General features: G+C 65.2%; 17 protein-coding genes. 8 read left to right on the forward strand and 9 right to left on the reverse strand.

Annotated elements, in window-relative coordinates:
- Positions 1–84: 84 nt before the first annotated feature.
- The 3 genes from BMIN_RS07560 to BMIN_RS07575 form a co-directional block, all read right to left on the reverse strand.
- The gene (locus BMIN_RS07560; RefSeq protein WP_034886363.1) at positions 85–1179 is read right to left on the reverse strand and encodes a hypothetical protein; all 1095 of its coding nucleotides are present in this window, start codon (positions 1177–1179) and stop codon (positions 85–87) included.
- A gap of 336 nt (positions 1180–1515) precedes the next feature.
- Positions 1516–4623, reverse strand: a complete 3108-nt coding sequence (locus BMIN_RS07570) for a DEAD/DEAH box helicase (RefSeq protein ID WP_051126448.1) — start codon at positions 4621–4623, stop codon at positions 1516–1518.
- 101 nt (positions 4624–4724) lie between these two features.
- Complete coding sequence (locus BMIN_RS07575) at positions 4725–5225, reverse strand: (deoxy)nucleoside triphosphate pyrophosphohydrolase (protein WP_022861651.1); 501 nt, start codon at positions 5223–5225, stop codon at positions 4725–4727.
- Between the two features lie 203 nt (positions 5226–5428).
- Here BMIN_RS07575 and BMIN_RS07580 point away from each other — a divergent pair, with 203 nt between their 5' ends.
- Positions 5429–6685, forward strand: coding sequence for a metallophosphoesterase family protein (locus BMIN_RS07580; RefSeq protein WP_022861650.1), 1257 nt, complete (start codon positions 5429–5431; stop codon positions 6683–6685).
- Positions 6682–10209: an AAA family ATPase gene (locus BMIN_RS07585; protein ID WP_022861649.1), complete on the forward strand. Its 3528-nt coding sequence runs from the start codon at positions 6682–6684 to the stop codon at positions 10207–10209. The genes BMIN_RS07580 and BMIN_RS07585 overlap by 4 nt, the downstream gene beginning before the upstream one ends.
- Before the next feature lie 48 nt (positions 10210–10257).
- Here BMIN_RS07585 and BMIN_RS07590 read toward each other — a convergent pair whose 3' ends face one another.
- Positions 10258–11301: a Gfo/Idh/MocA family protein gene (locus BMIN_RS07590; protein WP_022861648.1), complete on the reverse strand. Its 1044-nt coding sequence runs from the start codon at positions 11299–11301 to the stop codon at positions 10258–10260.
- A gap of 187 nt (positions 11302–11488) precedes the next feature.
- Here BMIN_RS07590 and BMIN_RS07595 point away from each other — a divergent pair, with 187 nt between their 5' ends.
- The 5 genes from BMIN_RS07595 (at position 11489) to BMIN_RS07615 (ending at position 16804) form a co-directional block, all read left to right on the forward strand.
- A complete protein-coding gene (locus BMIN_RS07595; RefSeq protein WP_022861647.1) occupies positions 11489–12766 on the forward strand; it encodes a pyridoxal phosphate-dependent aminotransferase in 1278 nt (425 codons plus the stop codon).
- A gap of 86 nt (positions 12767–12852) precedes the next feature.
- Positions 12853–13854: a ketopantoate reductase family protein gene (locus BMIN_RS07600; protein ID WP_022861646.1), complete on the forward strand. Its 1002-nt coding sequence runs from the start codon at positions 12853–12855 to the stop codon at positions 13852–13854.
- A 251-nt stretch (positions 13855–14105) separates the two neighbouring features.
- Entirely contained in the window at positions 14106–14966 is an 861-nt protein-coding gene (locus BMIN_RS07605) for a MetQ/NlpA family ABC transporter substrate-binding protein (protein ID WP_022861645.1), read from the forward strand.
- Between the two features lie 48 nt (positions 14967–15014).
- The gene (locus tag BMIN_RS07610; protein WP_081648063.1) at positions 15015–16151 is read left to right on the forward strand and encodes a methionine ABC transporter ATP-binding protein; all 1137 of its coding nucleotides are present in this window, start codon (positions 15015–15017) and stop codon (positions 16149–16151) included.
- Positions 16145–16804, forward strand: a complete 660-nt coding sequence (locus tag BMIN_RS07615; RefSeq protein ID WP_026647594.1) for a methionine ABC transporter permease — start codon at positions 16145–16147, stop codon at positions 16802–16804. The genes BMIN_RS07610 and BMIN_RS07615 overlap by 7 nt, the downstream gene beginning before the upstream one ends.
- Positions 16805–16966: 162 nt before the next feature.
- Here BMIN_RS07615 and BMIN_RS07620 read toward each other — a convergent pair whose 3' ends face one another.
- The 5 genes from BMIN_RS07620 to BMIN_RS07640 all read right to left on the reverse strand — a co-directional run bounded on the left by BMIN_RS07620 (position 16967) and on the right by BMIN_RS07640 (position 23088).
- Positions 16967–18304: a cysteine desulfurase family protein gene (locus BMIN_RS07620; protein WP_022861643.1), complete on the reverse strand. Its 1338-nt coding sequence runs from the start codon at positions 18302–18304 to the stop codon at positions 16967–16969.
- A complete protein-coding gene (nadC, locus tag BMIN_RS07625) occupies positions 18301–19152 on the reverse strand; it encodes a carboxylating nicotinate-nucleotide diphosphorylase (protein ID WP_022861642.1) in 852 nt (283 codons plus the stop codon). Before nadC ends, BMIN_RS07620 begins: the two co-directional genes overlap by 4 nt.
- A complete protein-coding gene (locus tag BMIN_RS07630) occupies positions 19149–20888 on the reverse strand; it encodes an L-aspartate oxidase (RefSeq protein ID WP_420796724.1) in 1740 nt (579 codons plus the stop codon). The genes nadC and BMIN_RS07630 overlap by 4 nt, the downstream gene beginning before the upstream one ends.
- Positions 20889–20971: 83 nt before the next feature.
- Positions 20972–22267 (reverse strand): quinolinate synthase NadA, encoded by a 1296-nt coding sequence (nadA, locus tag BMIN_RS07635; protein WP_022861640.1) that lies wholly within the window; start codon positions 22265–22267, stop codon positions 20972–20974.
- Positions 22268–22344: 77 nt separating this feature from the next.
- Positions 22345–23088, reverse strand: a complete 744-nt coding sequence (locus BMIN_RS07640) for an NUDIX hydrolase (RefSeq protein WP_026647592.1) — start codon at positions 23086–23088, stop codon at positions 22345–22347.
- A gap of 444 nt (positions 23089–23532) precedes the next feature.
- Between BMIN_RS07640 and BMIN_RS07645 the strand changes: the two genes are divergently transcribed.
- Positions 23533–23970: a very short patch repair endonuclease gene (locus tag BMIN_RS07645; RefSeq protein WP_051126442.1), complete on the forward strand. Its 438-nt coding sequence runs from the start codon at positions 23533–23535 to the stop codon at positions 23968–23970.
- The last annotated feature ends 55 nt before the right edge of the window (positions 23971–24025 follow it).

The following is a 24025-nucleotide window of genomic DNA, read 5'->3' on the forward strand; positions in this document are numbered from 1 at the left end:
CCGGCCCGCGTCCGATGCGTGCCACCACCATAACCCGAAGGAGACCGTCATGGTTGGCGTTTCTCGCAAGGGGCAGGGCATGGCTCAGAGCCCGGCCAGAGCGGCGATGGCTTTCGACAGATCGGACGTGGCGTCGGTCATGGAGTCGATCGCGTTGCGCATCGCCGTGCTGGTCGCGTCCGAGCCGAGGGAGCGCGCGGCCTTCTGGACGCTCTCACCGGTGGCGATCAACGCCTTGAGGGCGGTGATCCTGGCCGCTGTTGCGGCGCTTCCGTCATTGTTCGCTTCGGCGGATCTCAGGGCGCTTCGTCCGGACTCCAGGGCTTCGGTCAACGCCGCATCCGCCTGCGTCATGCCGTCGGACAGCGCGGATCGGGCCTTGTCCGCCTCGAAGGATCGCAGGGAGGAGGTGAACGTCGTCAGGGAATCGCTCAGAGTGGTGGCGGCCGAGGATGCCGCGGAGGACGCGCGCGTGATGCGGGTGACATCCTGCCATGACGAGCAGGACGTGTTCGCGGACATCGCCGACTTCGCCTTCGCGGTTGCCTTCGTCACCGCGGATATGACCGCCGATCCGCCGGCCGATTCGCTGAATCCCGAAGTCGCGGCCACCTTCTCCAGCGCCGTCACGCGCCCGGGGATCTTCTCGGCCCGGGAGATCTGCGTGGTGAGGGCGTCGACCGACTCGCTCCAGGAGGACACCGCGTTATCGCAGGCCGAGGCTAGCCGGCGCTGGCTCCGGACGGAGGGGATGATGGTCGCCGCCGCCGCGATGGCCAGAACGATGACCACCGCGACGATGGAGACGATCAGAACCGCCCGGGTTCCGTGGACGGGGGTTCTTTGCGCGGGGGGTTCGGTCGCCTCGGTGTTGAGGTTCCCGGTGCTGAGGTTCCCGGTTTCCGGGGACGTCCATCCCGGCGTGGCCGCGGAACCGTCTACGTGCCCGTCTACGTGCCCGCCTACGTGCGGAAACACCTCGGTGGGAGTCGAATCGTTGTCGGGGACGGCTGTCGGATTCTCCGCTGTGCTGTGTGCGGCATCGTCTGAGGTGTCGCGCGTGGTGTCGTGTGCGTCGGCACGCGCGGGATCAAAGTCGTTGTCGATGTCGTTGTCGTTGTTGGCGCTGCCGTTGCCGCTGGCGGGTTCCTGCGCCGCGTCGTTCGTTGGATCGGTCATTTCTTTTCCCCGCATTCCCTTGTTCTCCGCATTCCCCGTTCCCATGCTCCCTGTTTCTCCCGCGGTTCCCTGTTTCTTCCGCGTTTCCATTGTCTCCCATCGTCGTGTATTCCACCATTGTCGGGCCATTGCTTTCATGGAAACAACCGGACGGGAACGCGCGACCGGGGTGGGACGGATTCCTGCGGGAACATGACGAGCAGGATCGCATGACGAGCAGGATCGCATGGCGGGCAGGATCGCATGACCGGAATGAAAGCACGCCGGAACGAAAACGTGGCTCGACGGGATCGCATGGCGGGGTCGTATAGCGGCACCCCGGCAGGGTCCGGTCGGTCAGATCGTCGGGGAGCCGGTGAGATGCTCGAAGAGATCCGGCGTCACGGGCCGCTCAAGCGTGAGCGTGGAGACGACGATTCCGGAGTGCTTCCCGCTGGAGTCGGCGTTCGATGTCTCATGGAGGTCCGTGATGCTTCGCACCATGCCCACGAAATAGTATGTGGTCTCCTGGGTTTCCCTTCTGCGTCGGACGAACACCGGGACGGTGTGGGAGCCCCTCCAGCGGGCCGCGTCCCGGATGTCGTCCATCAGCCATACGTATTCGGGCGAACGCAGCGTTCTGCCGTTTTTGCTCACCCATCGGATGCGCCGGGTGTCCAGGAATCGGTCCTCGTATTGGCTTGATTCGTATTTGATGAGGATCGGCATGGTCGATGTCTCCGGATCGAACCGGTATCCTCCCACGTTCTGCGGTATCTGTTCGTCGCTCCAGCCGCACAGTCGCATCACGTCGAATACGCTGTACTTCTCACCGTAGATGAAGCCGCAGGGCGTGATCGATGTCGGTGCGAGATGGTCCTGAAGGGCGTGCGCATTGAGAAGCGACGCGCGAATGGTGTCGAGAAAGAATCGCGCGAATGTGGAGTTTTCCGAAAGCCATTGAGAAAGCGCGGGAGAGATGCGGTATCCTCCGTCACCATCCGGGGCCACGAGTGGTGTGCTTCCGAAACGCTTCCGATTTCCTGCGACGAAGTAGGAGAGATCAAGGGTCCGGAACGCGGAATCGATCTGTCTGGGCGAACGGTCGGACAGCGGGAAAAGACCCTCCAGATCGGACGCGAGATCGTCGGCGGTGACCCGGCGGTTCCTCCACGATGGCGTCGGCGCGTCGCGGGATGGCGATGACGGGGCATCGTCCGTTCCTTCGGGGGCATCGAGGATTCCGCACAACCGTGCGAGTATGAGCGCCTCGTGAGGGCGCAGGCCCTTGAGCATGACGGTCGTCAGCATCGTCAGAACCCCATCCTGGGCGGGCGTCGTCGCTTCCAATGCCGATGCGAAGGACGTCGAACCGGCACGACGTCCCAGACTGGACTCCCGCGATCTGACGAAGGCGAGATAGTTCCTCGATTTGAGAGCCATTGTGGATACCAGAGAGGGATCCCGCGCCGCGATGTCGACAAGGGATGGGATGCGGTTGATCTCGTAGCGGATCCGCCGGTACTGCTCGGACAGGGCTCGCATGTCGGACAGGTCGGCGTTGTCCAGGGACCGCAGGACCCGTTCCCTGGCGATGGGGTCGAAACTGACGGAGCATCCTCCGACCATGTCGATCTGCATGTTCCTGCGGGCGACGTCCCTGTCACCGGTGTTGCCGTACAGCGCCAGAGGAATCAGATAGTTGTTGGCGTAGTTGCCGATGAAGTCGATGACCGTGACGCAGTCCTTGCCGGGAACGCGTCGGAGACCACGGCCGAGCTGCTGGGTGAAGATGATGCTCGATTGGGTCTGCCGGAGCATGACTATCTGGTTGACGTGCGGAATGTCGATCCCCTCGTTGAACAGGTCGACGGTGAAGATGTACTCGAGATCCCCCGAGTCCAGCGCCCGTATTCCCTCCGACCGGAGATCCCGAGAGGATGAGCCGCTGAGCGACGTCGTCCGGTATCTCTTCCCGGTGGCTCTGTTGACGCGTTTGTTGAAGGCGTCCGATAGTGCCTCCGCCTCCTCGACCCGACTGCAGAAGACCAGTCCGCGCACGCGGACCCCCGCCTGCCCGTAGAGGTCGAGTTTGTCGATGATGTAGCTGACGCGGTCGTCGTTCGTGAGGATGGACAGCATGGCCGGCACCTTCCGCCGCTGCGTGAGGGTCGGATCACGAAGAGGGCCCGTCGTCTCCGGCCCGTCGTCAATCGGCTGGTCGACGCAGTCATGGACGCCGTAGTAATGGAAATCGCAGAGCAGACCGGCGTCGAGAGCCTGACGCAGACGTATCTCGTAGGCGACGTTGTTGCCGAACAGATCGAAGATGTTCTCCCCATCGGTCCTTTCGGGCGTGGCCGTCATGCCCAGAAGGAACCGGGGGCGGAAGTGGTCGAGGATCTTTCTGTACGTCCCGGCCGCGGCGTGATGCACCTCATCGATGAGGATGTAATCGAAATCGGCCGCTCCGAACGATGACAGCACGTCGTCGCGCGACATCGTCTGGATCGTGGAGAACAGCACCTTCGTCCGTTCGTCGTAGTCGTGTGAATGCCCCGTAAGCGTCCCCAGATCATGCCTGCGCGAGGCGAGGACCTGACGGAAGGATTCCTTCGACCTTTCGAGGATCTGCTCCTGATGCACGAGATAGAGCGCCCGTCGTGGAGCGAACTGTCTGACGTCGAACGCGGCGAGATAGGTCTTCCCGGTACCGGTGGCCGAGATCACGATCGCCTTCCCCTCCCCACGACGTCGGAGCTCCGCCAGATTGTGCAGCGCCTCCACCTGCATGGCGTTGGGCGTGATTCGTCGTTGCCGGCTCCCGTCGGTCGCCGTCCGCGGCGCCATCGCCGGAGCATGCTCGGCATAGGTCCGCGCGTACTCGTCGATCCATTCCTGCGTCAGGGGGACGGTGTCGGCGATCTGGGCGTCCAGCTCGGAACGAAGCTGGTCGGACATCGCGGACCGATCGGTGGAGTTGACCTTGAGGTTCCATTCCCTGTTCGAGGACAGGGCATGCGATGTGAGGTTGGAGCTTCCCACATACGTGGAGATCATCGACGTCCCTGCCACGCGGTGGATGAACACATAGCCTTTGGGGTGGAACGGGAATCCCCGATCCAGGCGGCGCTCGCCCGCTGGTTCCCATATCCGGACCGTGATGCCGGTGGTCGCCTGGAGTTTGAGCAGCTCCTGAAAGACCCGTGGAGAGTTGAAGTAGTTGAACGTGGAGGTGACGATGCGTCCCGAGGCCGTGGCGCGCGACGAGAAGTCGATGAAGGACTGCTTGAGTGACAGCAGCGCCGATTGGCTGATGAAGGCCACGGACATGTCGAAACCGTCGCTGGTCTCCAGTTCTCTGGATAGCGCGCGTTTCATGGTCCTGCCGTCATGGTTGACGATAAGCGCAGGTTCGAGTTCGTCGTCCGCTCTGTCGTCCCTGTTGACGAATCCGGACATCATGGCCTCGATCAGGGACGATTCCAGAGGATCGGAAGGTGGGGGATCGGAAGGAAGGGGATCGGAGGACAGTGGCTCTGAGGGCAGGGGAGGCATCGTCGTCGTCACCGTGGAACCTCCTTCCGGGCAAGCGTGGTCCGGACGTCTTCGACGGATGCCGTGGTGGGGCTTTCCGGGTGGTTCATATCCGACTCGGTGACGGATACGGATCCGGTGATGATCAGTTTCGCGGCTTCCCGATCTGCGGGGGCCCAATCAAGGCCGCGCATCTCGTCGGGCGTCAGCCAGAGCAGCGTGCGATGCTCGGTGAGTGTTGGAGACCCTTCGGAAAGATGGCAGAGGAACACGCTCAGGCTTATCGTCGCGAAATCGTATGCCTGCACGGAGGTGCGCAGAAGCGGCCCGACGGTGATCTCGCATCGCAGCTCCTCACGGATCTCGCGTCGCAGGGCCTGCCGCTGCGATTCCCCGTCCTCGACCTTGCCTCCGGGGAACTCCCAGTAGCCGTCAAGATGCCGTCCGGCCCCACGTCGTGCGCAGAGGACGCGCCCGTCCGAGACTATGGCCGCTCCGACCACGGTGATGATGTGGGTGTTGTCGCTCATTGTCACGGTGATCCCCTCGATTCAACGTGACCAGGATACGTCTCATCGTGGCGATCCGCACGGGTGCATCCGATTCCGTAGCGGTGTTGGATGTATCGGTGTCGGATATCGGTGTCGGATGTCGCGTCGTCGGACGGCGTAGTACGGGACGGCGTAGTGTCGGAAGGTGGAACCACACGGCGGACACGGCGGAAAGGAACCACATGCGTGTGCTGCACACCTCCGACTGGCATGTCGGTCGGCGATTCAAGGGGATCGATCTTCTCGACCATCAGCGCCGGGCGTTCCGGTGGCTGGAGGAGCTCATCGTCAGCGAGGGCGTCGACGTGCTGTGCGTGTCCGGCGACGTGTACGATCTGCCCCGGCCGTCCAACGAGTCCGTGCAGGTGTTCGATGAGGCGTTCAGCGCCTTGGGCGCGCTCGAGGTCAACGGCCATCCCCTTCAGGTCGTCATCACGCCCGGCAACCACGATTCGGCCAGCCGACTTGGATTTGCGGCCTCCCTGATGCGCTCCAACGTCCATATGCGCTGCCGCATCGAGGACGTCGCTGAGCCGGTTGTCATCACCGTCGACGGGCGGAGCCTCGCCGTCTACGCCGTGCCCTACCTCGACCCGGACGTCGCCCGACCCGTGCTGCGCGCCATGGTGGGGCACGACGTGCCTCGCACCCATGAGGGCGTGATGCGGGCCGTTCTCGAACTCGTCACCGCCGACCTTGCCAGACGCCGTGCCGCCGACCCCTCGCTCGCCGCCATCCTCATGGCCCACGCCTTCGTCACCGGTGCCGTATCCTCCGACTCGGAACGCACGCTTGCCGTGGGCGGCGTCGACGGCGTCCCCGCGGCCCTGTTCTCCCATAGCGGCCTCGACTATCTAGCTTTGGGCCATCTGCACCGCCCCCAGAAGGTCGCCATCCCCGATCTGGCGGACGGTGATTCCGTCTTCCACCTCGATCGCACGCCTATCGCCCGCTACAGCGGATCCCTGCTCGCCTACTCCTTCTCCGAACGCTGCGCGACGCCCGTCGTCGGCAACGGCAAAAGCGTCGTGATCCTCGACGTCGACGGCGGTCGCATCCACGACGCGCGGACCGTGGACGTGGACTCCGGCGAACCGGCTCTGGCACAGGTCGAGGGCACCGCGGACGAGGTGCTCGGACCCGCGGCCGACGCGCACGCCGACCAGTGGGTCTCCGTCATCGTCCACGCGCCCGAGTTCCCGCGTGGAATCTACGGGAGGATCGACGCCCGGTATCCGCATGCCCTCGAAAAGCAGTTCGTCATCGACGCGCATGACGTCGGCCGCACCCGGCGCATGGCCGACCTCGGCGCCGCCCGCGACGAGATGGACGTTCTCGGCGGCTTCGTGCGCTTCATGCTTGGACGCGACGCCACGGACAAGGAGCGCCGCGCGCTCGCCGACACCGTCGCCGACGTGAGGAAGGATGAGGACCGATGAAGCTCGTCGCACTGAGATTCCAGGGGGTCGGTCCGTATCGCGACGAGTTCGCCATCGACTTCGCCGCGCTGTCCGCCGGGCATATGTTCCTCATCGACGGGGAGACGGGCGCCGGCAAGACCACCATCCTCGACTGCATCACCTTCGCCCTCTACGGCAGCATCTCCGGCAACTCCGACGGACGCGGCGTAGGCGGCCGCGGCCGCATCCGCTCGCGGTTCCTGAGCGCAAGCCCCGAGGAGACCTACGTCGACCTCATCTTCCGGATCGGCGACGACTACTACGAGATCCTGCGCAGGCCCGACTACGACCGTGCGAAGCGACGTGGAGAGGGAGTCACGCACAATCCCGCCTCGGCGAGGATGCTGCACCTCGACCGGGGACTCGACATGCTCGTCGACGAGTCCCGGACGGCTGCGATGGATGGCGGCCTCGACGGCGGGAACGACGCGGAACGCTATTTCACCTACGCCCAGGAGCCCGGTCACGCCACCGTCGTGACCACCAGCGTGCGCGAGGTCACCGGAGAGGTCGAACGGCTGCTTGGGCTCGACCGAGGCCAGTTCTCCAAGACGGTGATCCTCGCCCAGGGACGTTTCGCCGAGTTCCTGCGCATGAAGCCCGAGGATCGCACTGCGCTCGTGCGCGATCTCTTCTCCGCCGAGGAGTATGAGGAGATACAGAAGAGTCTGGACGCGCGTCGGCTCGAGGAATCCAGAAAGGTCGACGATCTTCGATCGCGGCTGCGTGAGGCCGTCGGGGCCGGCATGAGGAACGCCGCCTCCATCCTCGCGGAGCTGCGCAAGGACGCCGAGGACGGGGGTCCGAAGGACGATGGCACGGGGAACGAAGGCATGGAGGCCGCGGATTCGGAGGACGCGGATTCGGGACGGGATTCCGCGCAGGATGCCGTCGCCGAACCCGTCGGCCACGACTCGCCGGCCTTCTGGGGACTGGATGATTCGGGAGACGTCGACGAGGGGCATCTGGAACCCGAGCAGCTCGTCGACGCCATCTCGGCCGCAGCGAAGGCCGTGGCCGAGGACTCCCGGCGGCTCATCGACCGACGTCGCGCTTGCTCCACGCAGCTGGATAAGCGGTGGTCCGCCCTCCGGGATCGTCAGGAACGTCTGTCCGCACTCGTCGAGGCGGCGGCGGGAAAACGGGATGCGTTGCGGAAGGCGCGTGACGTTCACGCGCTGGACGCCGCCATCGCCGAGGACGACCAGGCCTGCTCGGACGCCGAACGGGCGCGTCCCGTCGCCGAGGCATGCAAGCGCGAGAAGTCCGACCGGAGCCAGCTCGACGACCTGACCGGTCGACTCGAGGATGCGCGCAGGAGCCTCAGCGAATTCGAGACCGCCGACGAGCTTGACCGTCTTATCTCCGAGGCCGTGGCCGCCGCGGCGGGGGAGGAAGCCGCGAAGCGGGCTCGGGAGGTCGCCGATGGGCACGCCGCCCTGCTTGACCGCGTCGTGAAGGCCGGCAAAACCCTGACGAAGGCGCAGACCGATTATGACGAGGCGGAGACTGCCGTCGCCGAGGCCGGAAAGGCGCGTGAGGCGCTTCCCGAGGCGACGGAGATCGAGAACCGGCGCGAGGAGCTCACCCGGCTGATCGCTGATCGCGACCATCTGCGGGAGCGCCATGACCATGCGGAGGACGTTCTGGCGCATGCGCGGGCACGGGATGCGGCGGCCGCGAAGGTCGCCGGGCTGCGGAAGGCCGAGACCGACGCCGCCGCGGCCCGCACCGCCGCCGATGAGGCCTACGATCAGGCCCGTCGGCGCTTCGACGAGGCCGGCGCCTCGCGTTTCGCGGCCATGCTGGAGAACGGCCGTCCCTGTCCGGTGTGCGGCAGCCTCGACCATCCCCATCCCGTGGACGCCGACGAGGACGCTCCCGACAAGTCGCGGCTCGCCTCCCTCAGACGCAAGGCCGGCCAGGCTCTCGCCGACCTGGAGAAGGCGCGCGCCGACCTGTCGACGGCCACCGCAGCGCTTGCCGCCGAGGACGCCGCCTGCGAGGGGGCGTCCGTCGAGGATGCGCTCAAGGCCATGGATGAGCTGACGGCGCGGCTCGACGATGCCGGGGATCCGGACCGACTGCTGTCCGACTGCAGAAAACAGTCAGAGTCCATCGACAGGGCCGAGAAGACCGTTCAGTCCGCTCGGATGCGTCTGGCCGAATCCGACGCTCGTCTCGACGCCGTCAGGCAGGAGATGGATGCGGCCGCCGGAGCCGCCGAAGGCATCAGCGCCGACGGCGTCAGGAAGGAGCGCGAGGATGCCGAGGAGGCTCTCAAGGAGGCGCGTGAGCAGAGCGGGCGCGCCCGAACTCTCAGGACGCGACGGGCGAAACATGACGAACTCGATCGGAAGGTCGAGCGTCTGCGGGCGACGCACGAGGAGGTCGCCGGTCGCGTGGACAGGGATGCCATTGAAACCGCCGATGCCCTGAAAGCCAGTGGGTTCGCCGATCTTGACGCTGCTATGGCGGCCGTGCTGGACTCCGGGCAGATCAAGGAGCGCCGTCATCGCATCGAGGCGCACCGGCAGAAGGCCGCCGCGGCGGACTCCGCCGTGGAGTCCGCGGACCAGGTGCTGGAGAGGCAGCGGGCGGATCTGGATCCCGAGGATGCCGTCTTCGTGGCGGATCTTGACGCCGCGCGGGACGCGGACGCCGGTGGGAGGAATGACGAGGGGACGGCGGTCTCCATCGTCCATGCCGGCGATACGTCGGACCGCGGATCCGTTCTCGATGCCGTCCGTGGCGTTGCGGACGTCGACGATGAAACCCTCGCGTCCCTCGACCTCGCGCCACTCGTTCGTCAGGTCGACGACGCCCAGACGAGGCGCGATCTGGCCCTGCGTGCGTTGCAGACCGCCGAGGGGCTGGACGGGGAACGGGAGCAGTGCGGGCACCGGGCCATGGAGGCCGCCACGGCATTCAGCGACGCGATGGCCTCCTTCCTCCCCATCCGGGACATGGCCCTGCTCGCCTGCGGGAACACGCCCAACGCCGAGGGTCAGCGCGTCACCCTGGTCACCTACGCGGTCACGGAACGCTTCCGCGACGTGCTCGACAGGGCCAACGACCTGCTTCGCGACATCCACGACGGCGTGTACGAGCTTCGGCTCGGCGACCACGAGGGCCGTGCGGGCGGCCGGACCGGTCTGCCCATCGAGGTGTACGACCGCCGCAGCGACACGACCTGCGAGCCGGCCACGCTGTCCGGAGGAGAGACGTTCTTCGTCTCGCTTGCTCTGGCTCTGGCGCTCGCCGACGTCATCCGGGCCGAGGCGGGGGGCGCTGCGATGGACACGCTGTTCGTCGACGAGGGCTTCGGAACGCTGTCGCAGGATTATCTCGACGAGGTCATGGAGGTGCTGCGAGGCATAGCGAGGACGCGTGACGTCGGCATCATCTCGCACGTCGGCCAGCTTCGCGATCAGATCGGTCCCCGCATCTCCGTCAGCCGCGTTCGCGAGGACGCCGAAAGCCGGCTCGAGGTGGTGCTGTAGGAAGAGCGATGGTGCTGTACGGGACTCACTCGTGGTGCCGCGGCGGCTTCACTCGCCCGGGTATCGCAGTCCCCACCGCTCCCGGATATCGTCCATCAGCTCCATCATGCGCAGCGTGTCCGCATGCGGCATCTCGGGGCATTCGATCGCATGGGCGCGCAGGGCCGTCGCGGTGGAGGCGACCTCGTACTCGTATCCGGTGAGCTGCGCGGGGATCGCGTGCGTGCTCACAAGCTGATGCGATCCGTCGAACACCTCGATCGATTCGACGTTGTTGATGTTGCGGCAGAGGATATAGCCGTCCGTGCCGCGGACCGATCCGATGCGGTCCGTCACGGAGGTCATCGAGCTGGTGGCCGCGGCCATGGTCCCGTCCTCGTACCACAGGGTCATGGAGTTCTGGGCGTCCACGCCGGTGGAATACGCGGACATCGTCGTGTCGATCCGGGCCACCGGACGTCCTCCCATCACCATGTCGATGAAGTTCAGCGGGTAGACGCCCACATCCAGCAGGGCGCCGCCGGCGAGCCGGGGATCGGTCAGCCGTGCCTTGCCCGTTGTGGGATATCCCAGATTGGCTTCGATGGATTGGACCTCACCGATCACGCCGGAAGAGATGACCCCGTCGATGATGCCGCGCGAGGGCATGAAGCGCGTCCAGATCGCCTCCACGCAGGTCATGCCGGTGTCCCGTGACGCGGCGATGACGTCCCGGGCCTGATCGGCGTTGACCGTGAAGGCCTTCTCCACCAGAACGGCCTTGCCTGCCCTCATGCACATGATGGACTGCTCCGCGTGGAGGCTGTGGGGCGTGGCGATGTAGACCAGATCGACGCGGGGATCCGCCAGAAGATCGTCGTAGGAGCCGTAGGAGACGGGTATGGAGTAGCGGTCCGCGAACTCGCGTGCGCGGTCGTCATCACGCGAGGCGACCGCATACAGGGACACGAGGCGCGAATAGCGAGGGTCGGCCATCATCGCCCGCACGGTGGCGGCCATGGAATGGGCTATCCGCCCGGCCCCCAGAATGGCGACGGCGATGGGTCCGTCGGTTGTGGTGCCTGACATGGTGTCGGTTGTGGCGTTTGACATGATGCTCTCCAGCCATTGAGGATGTTTATGCCATACATGTCCAGTCTAAAGGCATGTCATGGATGAGGATATGACCATGGCATAGAACACGGCATAGAAGATATGAGCGTGACATAGAAAAAATGTATATGTTCTCGGGGAGTCGCCGTGCGGGAACTCCCTAGCATAACCGTGAACGGAGGAAGCGATGATGGCTGAGGGCGGATCGGGACGAGGGCGGAGCGTATACGTTTCGGATGGCGTGGATGATGGGGATGGTCGCGCTTCCGGAGGCGACGACGGATCTGCCACGGCCCCGCTGATCGCGGCGCGGGTCGGCCGTATTCCGCCGAATCCCTTCGCCGCGGCGGATGCTCGGGTGGCCGCCGCGATCGCCGGAGGTCTTGACGTCATCGATCTGAGCAAGGGCAATCCCGATGGCGAGCCGCCGAGATTCATGGTCGATGCGGCCGTCGGGGCCACGCGCGACCCCGCCAATTTCCGGTATCCGGCCTTCGATGGCAAGCCTGCGTTCCTTGACGCCGTGGCGGGATGGTACGGGCGCGAGCATGGCGTCCGGCTCGATCCGGCGACACAGATTCTCGCCGTCAGCGGGGCGTCCGTCGGCATCAGCGTCACCATCGAGGCCCTGATCGACGATGGCGACCTCGTCGTGCTGGTCGGCCCCTACTATCCGCAGTATGAGGGATCGACGGCGGTGGCGGGAGGACGCATCCACGTCGTGCCCACGGACGCGGACCACGACTTCCTCCCCGACCTCGACGCGGTGCCCGCCGCGGTGTGGGATGAGGCGAAGCTGCTCATTCTCAACTATCCGAACAATCCCACAGGAGCAGCGGCGACCCGGGAACTGTTCGCCACTGCGGTGCGCATCGCCCATCGTCATCATCTTGTCGTCGTCAACGACTTCGCCTACGCCGGCATCGGATTCGATGAGACGCCGCCCCTGAGCCTTCTGAGCGTCCCGGGAAGCGAGGACGTGGCGGTCGAGCTGTGCTCCCTGTCGAAGATGTACATGGTGGCGGGATGGCGAGGCGGATTCGTCGCGGGGGAGCCCACGGTTATGAAAGCCATCAAGACCGTCCACCGTCAGACAAGTCTTCTGGTCACCACCACGGTCCAGGATGCCGGTGCCGCTGGCCTGAACAGCGACCAGTCGACCGTGCGTGTGCTGGCCAGGCGGTACAGGCACCGCTATGAGACGCTCCGGGACGGTCTGTCGGCTGCAGGACTCCATCTGGAAACCGCCCGCGGAGGCCTGTTCGCATGGATGAGGGCGCCGGATGGATGGTCGGACGCCGAATTCTCCGATTGGCTGCTGCACAAGGCTCAGGTCGCCGTCATCCCCGGATCGGATTTCGGGCCGACGGGCGCGGGACACGTGAGATTGAGCCTTCTCGTTCCCAGTGCAGTGCTCGCCAAAGCCTCGGAGAGAATCGCCGCCGCGCGTGGCGAAGCCTGGTGATGCGGCGGTGCATCGGATGTGGCGGTGGCATCGGGAACGAGTTCGTGAATCCAATTGTCGGATAGTTGAGAGAAAGGTCAGAGGATATGAGATACGCGGTTATCGGAGCCGGTGGAATGGGTACGCAATACGGTGTTCTTCTCCAGCAGGAGGCTGGGAGGACCGTGGATTTCATAGACACGTGGAAGCCCAATGTCGAGAGGATCAGGGAGCAGGGAGGGGTCTACGTCTCCCAGGATGATGAGGACCGTCATCTGGTTCCGATAAACGTTTTCTATCCCGAGGAGTACGACGGCGACCCCGATGTGTGGATCGTCTTCCTCAAGCAGATGCAATTGGATGACGTTCTCGCCAGATGCGCCCATCTGTTCAAAGGTCACCAATCCGTCTTTTCCGCGATGAACGGCTATGGGCACTTCGAGAAAATGGCGCGGTATTTTCCAACCGATCACATATATGGGGGAACGGCGCTCATCGGAGCGGAGGTGAACGGACCGGGGGATGTGAACTTCACGGGTGGGGCGCACGCCAAGGCCATGAATATGTGCGCATACGATTCCCGCGTTGGCGTGAGTGACGTGGAACGCGCCATTTTCGACGATTTCACCGCTGCCACGCTGAACCCCACGATCGTCGACGATTTCATGGGGATGTGCATGGCGAAAATCGTGTTCAACTCGGTGCTCAACACCCTGTGCACGATGTATCAGATCCGTTTCGGCGAGTTCATGCGGCATCCGGGCGCGCGGTGGATGACCGAGCAGTTGGTCGACGAGGCCTATACGGCGGCCGAGAAGGCCGGGATCACCCTGCTGGGAACGCGCGAGTCCGAAGTGGATACGATCTGCCATACCGCGGGTGTCGCTCATCCCCTTCACTATCCCTCGATGTATCAGGATCTCACCAAAGGACGTCCCACCGAGGTGGACTACATCAACGGGTACATCGCGCGCATCGGCCGTGAGAACGGCTATGTGTGCAGGCTGCACGAGTTCGCCACGCAGGAGCTGCATCTCGCGGAGCTTGCCTTCTCGATACATCATCCGGAATTTGCCGGAAGAACGGACACCTCCGCTGACCGTCGGTAGACGTCCGCTGACGACCGGTAATCGTCGGGCACCATTCGTGCGGGCGTGCAACGCCTTGTCGCGGTTTCACGGTGTTTGAAGATGTCATAACCAATGCCGATACCCCACGGCGCGTGTGGTCGCTCCAAGTCCCCTAATCTGACGGCGAACGCATGGGAACGACTTCGGAGCGCGACGTCATCCCGATGGTGGCCGAATGGGTCCCGTGGTCTTCCGGCGTTATGAGGAGAGAGAGCAAGGAGAACAGGATTATGGGCATTGCACGGAAAAAAATCGTCAGGATCGTTGCGACGCTGGCGGCCGCGTCTTCGGTCGTTGCGGGGCTTGCGGCCTGCGGGTCAAGCACGGCGTCCGATGACACCCTCAAAAGCTCGGGGACCGGCACCACGAAGGTCGTCGTCGGCGTATGCCCCGGCCCGTACGGTGATATGGTCACCGACGTTCTGGCCCCTCTTCTCAAAGAGGACGGCTATGTTCTGACCACCAAGCTGTTCAACGACTACGTGCAGCCCAACAAGGCGCTCTCCGCGGGAAGCATTCAGGCCAACCTCTTCCAGCACATCAACTATCTGAAGAAGTTCGCCTCCGACAACAATCTGAAGATCACCTCGCTGGGGCAGGTGCCGACATTGGGATTGGGCTTGTATTCGAACAAGTACACCGCGTTGTCGCAGATTCCGGACGGAGCCACGGTCTCCATCGCCAGCGATGCCAGCAATCTGGCACGTTCCCTTGGGGTGCTCGAGCAGAACGGTCTGATCACGCTCAAGGGGGACGTCGATGAGACCAAGGCCACGGTCGACGACATCGCCACCAACCCGAAGAACCTCAAGCTCAAGACGCTCGACGCCGCGCAGCTGTCCCGGTCCCTGGACACCGTCGACGTGAGTCTCGTCCCCGGAAACTTCGCATGGGCGGCGAATCTCAAGCCGGCCAAGGCGTTGGCGATGGAGAAGCAGTCCGAAGGCGTCATCAACGTCGTCGCGGTCCGGACGTCCGACGCGGACACGGATTTCGCCCGCACCGTGAAGAAGCTCCTCGTCAGCCAGAAGTTCAAGGACGCCATCGCCGACAGCAAGTTCGCCGACTTCGGCAAACCCACCACGTGGTGATCCGGCCGTGTGCATGCTGATGGGATCGATGACGGGAAGGGGCGGAGAATGGCGGATGTGATCGAGCTGCGGGATGTGCGTGTCTCGTTCCATGAACGTGGCACGGTCGTGGACGCGGTCCGCGGGGTCTCGCTGAGCGTGCGCAAGGGCGAGGTTTTCGGCATCGTCGGATTCTCGGGTGCGGGCAAAAGCACGCTGGTGCGCACGATCAACCTTCTGGAGCGTCCCACCTCCGGGCGTGTGCTTATCGACGGCGAGGACGTCACGGATGTTCGCGGAGCCGGGCTGCGGGCACTGCGTCGCAGGATCGGATTCGTGTTTCAGGGTTTCAATCTGGTCGGGAACCTCACCGTGGCGCGCAACATCCAGTTCGCCCTCAAAGCGGGGGGACGGGACCGCAAGGATTGGAGCCGCCGCACGCACGATCTTCTGCGGCTTGTCGGGCTGGATGAGAAATTCGACAGCTATCCGTCCGGATTGTCCGGTGGACAGAAGCAGCGCGTCGCCATCGCCCGGGCGCTGGCCAATGACCCCGAGATACTTCTGTGCGACGAGGCCACCAGCGCGTTGGATCTGGAGACCACCGAGGAGATCCTCGGGCTGCTGAAGCGGATCAACAGGACCCTCGGCATCACCATTGTGTTCATCACCCATCAGCTGGACGTCGCCAAGCGCATCTTCGATCACGTCGCGGTTATGGAGCATGGCGTGATCGTCGAGCAGGGCGACACCTTCGACGTGTTCAGCCAGCCGGCACATCCCACGACTCAGGCGTTGGTCAACCGGTATCTGGGGATCAGCATCCCTCCACAGCTCGTGCCGTCCCTGCCGGAAGGGACCGTGGTGGAGCTTCGATATCGTGGTGAGGGTGCGCTCGAGCCGCTTATCAGCGAGGTGGCGCGACGATTCGACGTCTCGATCAACGTGCTCCACGCTCGCGTTGAATACTTTGGATCCCATGCCATCGGCATCCTCATCGTGGTCGTCGACGGTCCGGGGAATTCGCTCACTGCCGCCTTGGATGAGCTGCGTGCCCATGTGCTCGGATATCGCGAGCTGGATCGTGGGGATCTGGCGAGGGTCGGCGATATGGGCGATATCGACAGAGGAGGACGTGCCGGTAATGGTGGACGTGCCGGTGAGGGGATGGACGACGTCGCGTCGACAGAGGAGGACGAATCATGAGCACCACGGACATCCTTCGGGAGTATCTGCCGAAGGCGCTGATCGACACGGCCTATATGGTCGGTATCTCCACTCTGATCGGCGTCGTCGCGGGGACGGGATTGGGGCTTGTCCTCTATCTGACGGGCAATCGCCTGTTCCGGCCGAATCCCGCGCTGAACTCGGTGGTCGGAGTGATCGTCAACGCCATCCGGTCTCTGCCGTTCCTGATTCTCCTCGTCGTGCTCATCCCGGTTGTCCAGATCATGATCGGGGATCCCTACACGCCGACCGGCGGAGCGATCGCACTGTCGGTGTCGGCCATACCGTTCTTCGCGAGAATCTCCGAAAGCGCATTCTCCGAGGTCGATCAGGATCTCGTGGAAGCATGTCTGTCCACGGGGGCAGGCACATGGCAGGTTCTTACGGGTGCGGTTTTCGTTCAGGCTCGTCCATCGTTCGTCCGCGGAGTCGTCCTCACCATCATCTCCCTGATCGGTTCCTCCGCGATGGTGGGAACAATCGGAGCCGGAGGAATCGGGGACATGGCCATCCAGTTCGGCTACAACCGTTATGAAACGGGTGTGCTCATCGCCATCGTTGTGGTGCTTATCGTCATCGTGCAGATTATTCAGTGGCTGGGGGACTGGGTGGCTCGTCGCCTGACCCATTGAAGAGCGAGCCTGCAGATCGTGGGGTGTGACGGCGCTCGCGGTCATGGTCGCGGGCCAGGCGTTGCCGGGTCACGTGCCGCCGTGCGGACTGCTGTCGTGTGATGCGCCGATGGCGTGACATTCCTGGACGTGCCGAGAGCCGAGCTACGGTAGCCCGAGACCTCATAGTCCGAGGCCCGCACAGGACTCTGCCAGGCAGCGCGCGATGAGCGCGATGTCGCGGCTCTGCGGAGGCCTGCGGAAGCTCAGCCGCAGCGCTCCCCGCGCGTCGTCCCGTGATATGCCCATTGCGAGCAGCGTCGGCGGTATGTCATGGTGCCCGACCGCGCAGGCGGTTCCCGATGAGCATTCGACGCCACGCACGTCCAGATCGACCAGCAGCGTCTCCGCCTCGATGCCGGGAATCACGAAGGACGCGTGCCCCGGAAGGCGATGGAGAGGATCCCCGGTGAGGCGGGCCCGGGGAATGGATGCCAGAACGGCGTCGACCAGCGAATCGCGGGCGGTGGCGAGGAGCGGGTTGATGCTGCGCATCTCCGTCGTCGCGTCGTCCAGAGCGACCGCCAGAGCCACGCATCCGGCGACGTTCTCCGTTCCCGGTCGCAGGCCATTCTCCTGGCCGCCGCCTGAGAGCAGCGGCTCCACGGGGAGGCCGCGTTGCACCAGCCATGCGCCCGTGGAGCGCGGGGCGCCGAACTTATGGCCCGAGATGCTCAGGGAGTCGGCCTCGACCGCATGAAAATCCACGGGAATCGTTCCCGCCGCCTGCACCGCGTCGATATGGACGGGGATGCCGGCCGTATGGCAGATTCGAATCGCCTCCGCCACGGGTTCGATCGTTCCCACCTCGGAGTTCGCCCATGGCAGGCATGCCAGACACGCGCCGGAGGCGGCCATTCCACTCAGTGCCGTCAGATCGATATGCGCCTGGGGGTCGACGGGTATCGTGAGCACCTCGAAGCCGAACCACCGTGACAGCCAGCGAGCCGATTCCCTCACGGCCGGATGGTCGCATGCACTGACGAGAACGCGTCGCGGCCGTTGCGGGGTCGAATCCCCTGTCGCCGTCGCGGCCAGCGCGATGCCCTTGATCGCGAGATTGTTCGATTCGGTGCCGCCCGAGGTGAACACGACCTCGTCGGGGTCGGCGCCGAGATTCACCGCGAGCGAGGAGCGCGCCGCGTCCAGGGCCCGTCGTGCCATCATGCCGTGGCTGTGCACGCTTGAGGGATTCCCGAAGGCCTCCGTCATGAACGGCAGCATGGCGTCGATGGCGTCGGCGCGCACGGGGGAACCAGCCGCATGGTCTCCGTACAGCCGCGCCGGGGGGTGATTCCGGGAGGCATTCGTTCCCGCCGCCGACGTTCCCGCTTCCGCCGATGCCGCCGCTGTCTTCTCTGTCGGCGTCTCCTCCGCCGGCGTCTTCGCTGCCGGCATCTTCTCTGTCGCCGTTGTTCCCGTCGTCCCTGCCGTTCCTGACGTCGGTGTCGGAGCGATCATCGCCAGTCCAATCCCACGTCGATCGCGGACACCGAATGCGTCAACGCTCCCACCGATATGACGTCGACGCCGCAGGAGGCCACCGCCGCCACGCGGTCCAGCGTCATCGTCCCGGACGCCTCGACGATCGCCCGACCCGCGACCATATCCACGCCGCGGCGGATGTCCTCGATGCCGAAGTTGTCGAACATGACGGTGTCCGCCCCTCCCTCCAGCGCCATCGGCAGTTGGTCCAGACCGTCGATCTCCACCTCGATGTGCGTGGTGTGGCCGATCCGGGAGCGTATGTGCCGCAGCGCCTCCGACAGGTCCAGTCCCGCCTCGCGCATCGCGGCCAGATGGTTGTCCTTGACGAGGACCGCGTCGGACAGGCCGTATCGGTGGTTATGGCCCCCTCCGCAGCGCACGGCGTACCGGTCGAAGGGACGCAGTCCGGGCATGGTTTTGCGGGTGTCGGCGATGCGCGCATGCGAGCCCGGAGCGCCGTTGGCGGCGTCGACGAAGCGACGGGTCAGCGTCGCGATTCCGCTCATGCGCTGCAGAAAGTTGAGCGCCACCCGTTCGGCCCGGAGAATCCCCCGCGCGGGACCCTCGATCGTGGCGATGACGTCACGGGGATGGATGCCGGCTCCGTCTCGAATGGCCGGCGTCAGCCGGATGGATGGGTCGGTGAGGAGGAAGGCCTCGCGCGCCACGTCGATTCCGCTGAGGATGCCGTCTTCGCGGGATCGGAGGATAGCCCGCGATCTCATGTCCTCGGGTATCGTCGTCTCGCTGGTGATGTCGCGGGTCGGGCAATCCTCGATGAGGGCTCGGCGTATGGTGTCCTCGACTATCAGTGGCGTCATCGTGGCGCTCCTTGCAGAACATAGGCCCGAGATCGGGCCTGGAGGGGATCGGTGCGGGGGTGGTCGGTTCGGGCGTGCGCGCCGCGTGATTCGGTTCGCGCCAGGGCCGCGGTGGCGCAGGCGTAGGCGGCCAGTGCGGTGTCGGGCAGTGTGATGTCGCCGGTTGGCATGGTGGTCTCGGCCGGCGTGGTGTCGCCGGTTGGCATGGTGGTGTCGGCCGGCGTGGTGCCGTCGGACGGTGCGGTGCCGGCCAGACGCCGCAACCCCTCACGCGCCGACCCCAGACCATCGGCGTCGCGAAGCACGCCGACCCCGGTCCACATCAGATTGCGGAGGGATTCGGCGGGATCCGCGTGTATGGCCGTCGCTCCTCCCGGCGTCGTGGATGGGGCCACTTGTGTCACTTGTGCCGCATGCGTCGGATCGTCGATCGTCTCCACCCCGATGCCGTCGTTGTCGTGGCCGAGAACGCGTCCGTATGCATCATCGTCGCGGGCGTCATTCCACCCCCGGTCGGCCGGGTCGTCCGCCGCTGCCAGACCCGCGCGATGTCCGAACACCAATCCCTCCAGCAGTGAGTTCGACGCCAGCCGGTTGGCTCCATGCACCCCCGTCCGTGCGCATTCCCCGGCCGCATACAGTCCGGGAACGCTGGTTCGGGCGTGCGCGTCGGTACGCAGTCCCCCCATCCAGTAATGCGCGGCGGGGGTGATGGGTACGGGCTCGACGCTCCACTCGATGCCCTGGTCGCGAAGATATCTGTCGATGGTGGGGAAACGGTCAGCCAGGAACGCGGCCAGCACCCGCCGGTCACGTCCCAGACCCTGTTTCGCGGCGATCCCCGCGGCGTCGAGGAAGACCGGACGCCCGTTCTGCGCCATGATGCGGCGGTAGTTCTCGCGGGCGACCACATCCCGGGGAGCAAGCTCGGCTCGCGGGTCGACTGCCGGCATGTACCGTTCGCCGTGCTCGTCCACGAGGTAGGCTCCCTCCCCGCGCACCGCCTCGGAGATGAGGAAATGCTCGCCCATCGCCAGGGCCGTGGGGTGGAACTGGTAGAACTCGAGATCCATGACCTGTGCTCCGGCCCGCAGCCCGATCGCCACGCCGGTGCCGGTGGCCAGCGGAGGGTTCGTCGTGAAGGGGAACATCCGCCCGGCTCCGCCCGTGGCCAGTATCACGCGCGAGCCGGCGACGTCACGCATGCTCCCGGCGGCGCGATCCCATAGGCGTACGCCGGCGACCATGCCGTCACGCACGATGACGTCCCTCACGACCATGTTCTCCAGGACGTCGATGCGAGGTTGGTCGCGTATCATGCGGCAGACGTCCAGCTCCACGATCCGTCCCGTCGCGTCCCCACCGGCGTGGAGAACCCGCGGACGGCTGTGGGCCGCCTCAAGACCTCGGCGGGGGCGTCCGGAGGAGTCCCTGTCGAAGCGCACGCCATGCCCGAGAAGCTCCCGCACGCGGACGGCACCCTCGCGGGTCAGGATGTCCACGGTTCGCGGATCGCATAGCCCATCGCCCGCGGCGATGGTGTCCCGGGCGTGGAGAGCGGGCGAATCGTCGGGGAATATCGCGGCGGCTATGCCTCCCTGGGCGTGGAGGGTGTTCGATTCCTCCAACCGTCCGGAGGTGAGGACCAGAACGTCCGTCGGGGCGATTCCATGGCGGGAGTCGCCTTTCGCCGCCGCAAGAGCCGCGCTCAGACCGGCGATCCCCGACCCCACCACGATGATGGGCGCGTCGCCGGACCGATGGCGAGACGGGACTTCCGGCGTGCTCTCCCCGGGTTCCCGGCAAGGTGCCTGCGCGTTCACGGATGCACCTCCAGCATCCGGGTGAGGGACGTCTTCGCGTCATGGGCGATGTCCGGGTCCACGGTGATGCGGTTGACCACCGTCCCCGCGACCAGACCGTCCAGCGCCCAGGCCAGATAGGCGGGATGGATGCGGTACATCGTCGAGCAGGGGCAGACCACCGGATCGAGGCAGAACACCGTTTTGTCGGGGTGCTGCGCCGCCAGACGATTGACGAGGTTGATTTCCGTCCCCACCGCTATGGCCGATCCCGCGGGAGCGCGCTCGATCTCGTGGACGATGTACGCCGTCGATCCCACTCCGTCGGCTGCTTCCACGACCTCCTTTGGGCATTCCGGATGGACGACCACGCGCACGCCGGGATACGCGCGCCGCGCCCTTTCGATCTGCTCGACGGTGAATCGCTGATGCACCGAACAGAAGCCCTTCCAGAGGATGATCGACGCCGCGGCATACGAGCGTTCGTCGGCGCCGCCGTCGGGGCGCATCGGATTCCACATGGCCATGCGCTCCGGTGGGATCCCCATGGCCAACGCGGTGTTGCGCCCCAGATGCTGATCGGGCAGGAACAGCACCCGACGCCCGCGCCGATACGACCATTCCAGTACGGAACGCGCGTTGGAGCTGGTGCAGACGATGCCGCCATGCCGCCCGCAGAAGGCCTTGATGGCGGCCGAGGAGTTCATGTACGTCACGGGGATTATCTGCCGGAGTCCGTCCGCGTCGGGTTCGGTTCCGCATATGCCGGTGAGCCGGTTCCAGCAGTGCTCCACCTGATCGATGCTCGCCATGTCGGCCATTGAGCAGCCGGCGGCCATATTGGGCAGAGTCACGGTCTGGTCCGGCGTGGAGAGGATGTCGGCGGTCTCGGCCATGAAATGCACTCCGCAGAAGACGATGTGGTCGACGTCGGGGCGGTCGGCGGCGTTGCGGGCCAGCTGGAACGAGTCGCCGACGAAGTCCGCGTGCTCGATGATCTCGTCACGCTGGTAGAAGTGCCCGAGAACAAGCACGCGGTCGCCCAGACGATGCCGGGCCTCGATGATTGCCGATCGCAGATCGTCGGCGGAGGCGTTCGTGTACCTGTCGGGAATGGGGGGTTGCACGTGAATAGGGGATTGCATGGGAATGGAGGATCGTCGTGGTGCCGTGGGTGTGGCTCCGTCCCGTGCGGATGCTCCCGGACCGTACTGCGACGCCGCGGATGGCATGCTCCATGGGTCCGAGGTGAGGTTCGCGTCGCAGGTCCGTGTGGCGCCCAGACGTTCGATTATCGCGGTGATTGATGGCATGTGCTCTCCTTGGTGGATTGTGATGCTTTGGTGGGTTGCGGGGCTGTGTGGGTTGCGGGGCTGTGCGTGGGCGGCCGTCACGCGTGCCGTTCGTCATGCCGTCGTCCGTCGTGCCGTTTGCTGGGCGATGACAGCGGCGCTCCGGGCGCCGCGTAGCGGTACAGCGCGGCCGGACGGTGCCGTCCACGGGCCAGCACCTCGCCGGTGGGTTTGATCATGCCGGAGGCGAGGATGCTCCGTCGGAAGTTCGGCGGATCGAGGGTGCGGTCGAGGATCGCCTCGTACACGCGTCGCAGCTGGCTGAGAGTGAAGGTCTCGCCCACGAGACGGGCGGCGATGTCGGTGTAGCCGATTTTGGTTCTGATGCGGTCGAGCGCGTAGTCGATGATCCGGCGATGGTCGAAGGCGATGGACGGCAGGGCGTTCAGCGGGAACCACTGGACGTTCCGGGCCTCGTGCACTCCCTGCGCCTCGTCGGCGTCGATGAGGGCCCAGTAGGCGATGGACACCATGGGCAGTCCGCTCGAGGATCGCCCGGGATCGCCGAAGGTGTAGAGCTGCTCGAGGTAGCGGGCATCGAGTCCCGTGGTTGACAGCAGTGCGTCCGAGGCGGCGGCCTCCAGCGATATCCCCTGTCTGAGCCGGGATCCCGGAAGCGCCCAGTCGCCGAGGAAGGGCTGGCGGATGCGGCGGACCAGAGGGATGCGCAGCGTGGGTCTGGCGTCGGCGCGGTTCGTGCCGTCGAGCGCGAGGATGACGACGGAGACGCCCACGTCCGGCGGCTCCTGCGATCGTTCGGAGACATTTGCCGATGGTCTCATCCCTTGCCTCCCCTCCGGATGCTCGGCGCTGTCGCGACGGGTCCGTCCGACGTATCGAAGACCGAGCATAGGACTTAATGTCATGATGACACTAACAGGGTGTGCCGCCACTCGGGATGCGGCGGAAAGGCGCGCCGTCATTGACCAGAACAGGTTTCGGCGGGTTCATGCGGGAGAGATCGCTGGCCGGGGTGTGATGGATGGCAGGGCGTGATCGCTGGCAGGGCGCGATCCCGGACCGGGGTGCGATAATGGGGATTTGTGTCCAGCGGGAAAGACGGCGCGGCATCCGCGACGAAGGCCAAGGCGTCGCATGCGGGGGAATCGCATACGGCGGCGTCGCATACGGCGGCGTCACATACGGCGGCGTCACATACGGCGACGTCGCGTGTCAGCGCGGGCGCACGCGTCGAACGCTTCCGGCGCGGGACGCGCAGCTACACGATGTCTCATATCCGAGGCAAGGACACCTCCATCGAGGTGATGGTCCGCCGCTATCTGTTCTCGCGTGGTTTGCGATTCCGCAAGAACGACCGCCGATATCCCGGGCATCCGGACGTCGTGCTGCCTAGATGGCGCGCGATCGTCTTCGTCAACGGCTGCTTCTGGCATATGCATGAGGGTTGCCCGAAATGCGTCATTCCCAAGTCGAACGTCGATTTCTGGACGGCGAAGCTCATCCGCAACCGCGAGCGTGACGCGCGGCAGATCGCCGGGCTGGAACGGGATGGCTGGCGCGTCTTCGTCGTCTGGGAGTGCGAGCTGGGCAGGGCCATGCGTACGTGCACGCTGGATGCCCTGCATGCGCGGATCGTCGGGGGATGGGTGCCTTCCGCTTCCGATGGAAGGGCCACGGTCCGAATCCCATCCTCCGTGGAATAGTGCAACCATGGAATAGGTCAACGTGGAATAGGTCAACGTGGAATAGGTCAGGAAC

Source organism: Bifidobacterium minimum, assembly GCF_000741645.1.
In the GTDB taxonomy this organism is placed as follows: domain Bacteria; phylum Actinomycetota; class Actinomycetes; order Actinomycetales; family Bifidobacteriaceae; genus Bifidobacterium; species Bifidobacterium minimum.

Excerpts from the sequence above, each read along its gene's own strand:
- BMIN_RS07580 (WP_022861650.1), top strand. The coding sequence starts at position 5,429 with ATGCGTGTGCTGCACACCTCCGACTGGCATGTCGGTCGGCGATTCAAG.
- BMIN_RS07560 (WP_034886363.1), bottom strand. The coding sequence starts at position 1,179 with ATGACCGATCCAACGAACGACGCGGCGCAGGAACCCGCCAGCGGCAAC.
- BMIN_RS07570 (WP_051126448.1), bottom strand. The coding sequence starts at position 4,623 with ATGATGTCCGGATTCGTCAACAGGGACGACAGAGCGGACGACGAACTC.
- BMIN_RS07585 (WP_022861649.1), top strand. The coding sequence starts at position 6,682 with ATGAAGCTCGTCGCACTGAGATTCCAGGGGGTCGGTCCGTATCGCGAC.
- BMIN_RS07605 (WP_022861645.1), top strand. The coding sequence starts at position 14,106 with ATGGGCATTGCACGGAAAAAAATCGTCAGGATCGTTGCGACGCTGGCG.
- BMIN_RS07620 (WP_022861643.1), bottom strand. The coding sequence starts at position 18,304 with ATGATCGCTCCGACACCGACGTCAGGAACGGCAGGGACGACGGGAACA.
- nadA (WP_022861640.1), bottom strand. The coding sequence starts at position 22,267 with ATGCCATCAATCACCGCGATAATCGAACGTCTGGGCGCCACACGGACC.
- BMIN_RS07590 (WP_022861648.1), bottom strand. The coding sequence starts at position 11,301 with ATGTCAAACGCCACAACCGACACCATGTCAGGCACCACAACCGACGGA.
- nadC (WP_022861642.1), bottom strand. The coding sequence starts at position 19,152 with ATGACGCCACTGATAGTCGAGGACACCATACGCCGAGCCCTCATCGAG.
- BMIN_RS07640 (WP_026647592.1), bottom strand. The coding sequence starts at position 23,088 with ATGAGACCATCGGCAAATGTCTCCGAACGATCGCAGGAGCCGCCGGAC.
- BMIN_RS07595 (WP_022861647.1), top strand. The coding sequence starts at position 11,489 with ATGATGGCTGAGGGCGGATCGGGACGAGGGCGGAGCGTATACGTTTCG.
- BMIN_RS07645 (WP_051126442.1), top strand. The coding sequence starts at position 23,533 with ATGTCTCATATCCGAGGCAAGGACACCTCCATCGAGGTGATGGTCCGC.
- BMIN_RS07575 (WP_022861651.1), bottom strand. The coding sequence starts at position 5,225 with ATGAGCGACAACACCCACATCATCACCGTGGTCGGAGCGGCCATAGTC.
- BMIN_RS07600 (WP_022861646.1), top strand. The coding sequence starts at position 12,853 with ATGAGATACGCGGTTATCGGAGCCGGTGGAATGGGTACGCAATACGGT.
- BMIN_RS07610 (WP_081648063.1), top strand. The coding sequence starts at position 15,015 with ATGGCGGATGTGATCGAGCTGCGGGATGTGCGTGTCTCGTTCCATGAA.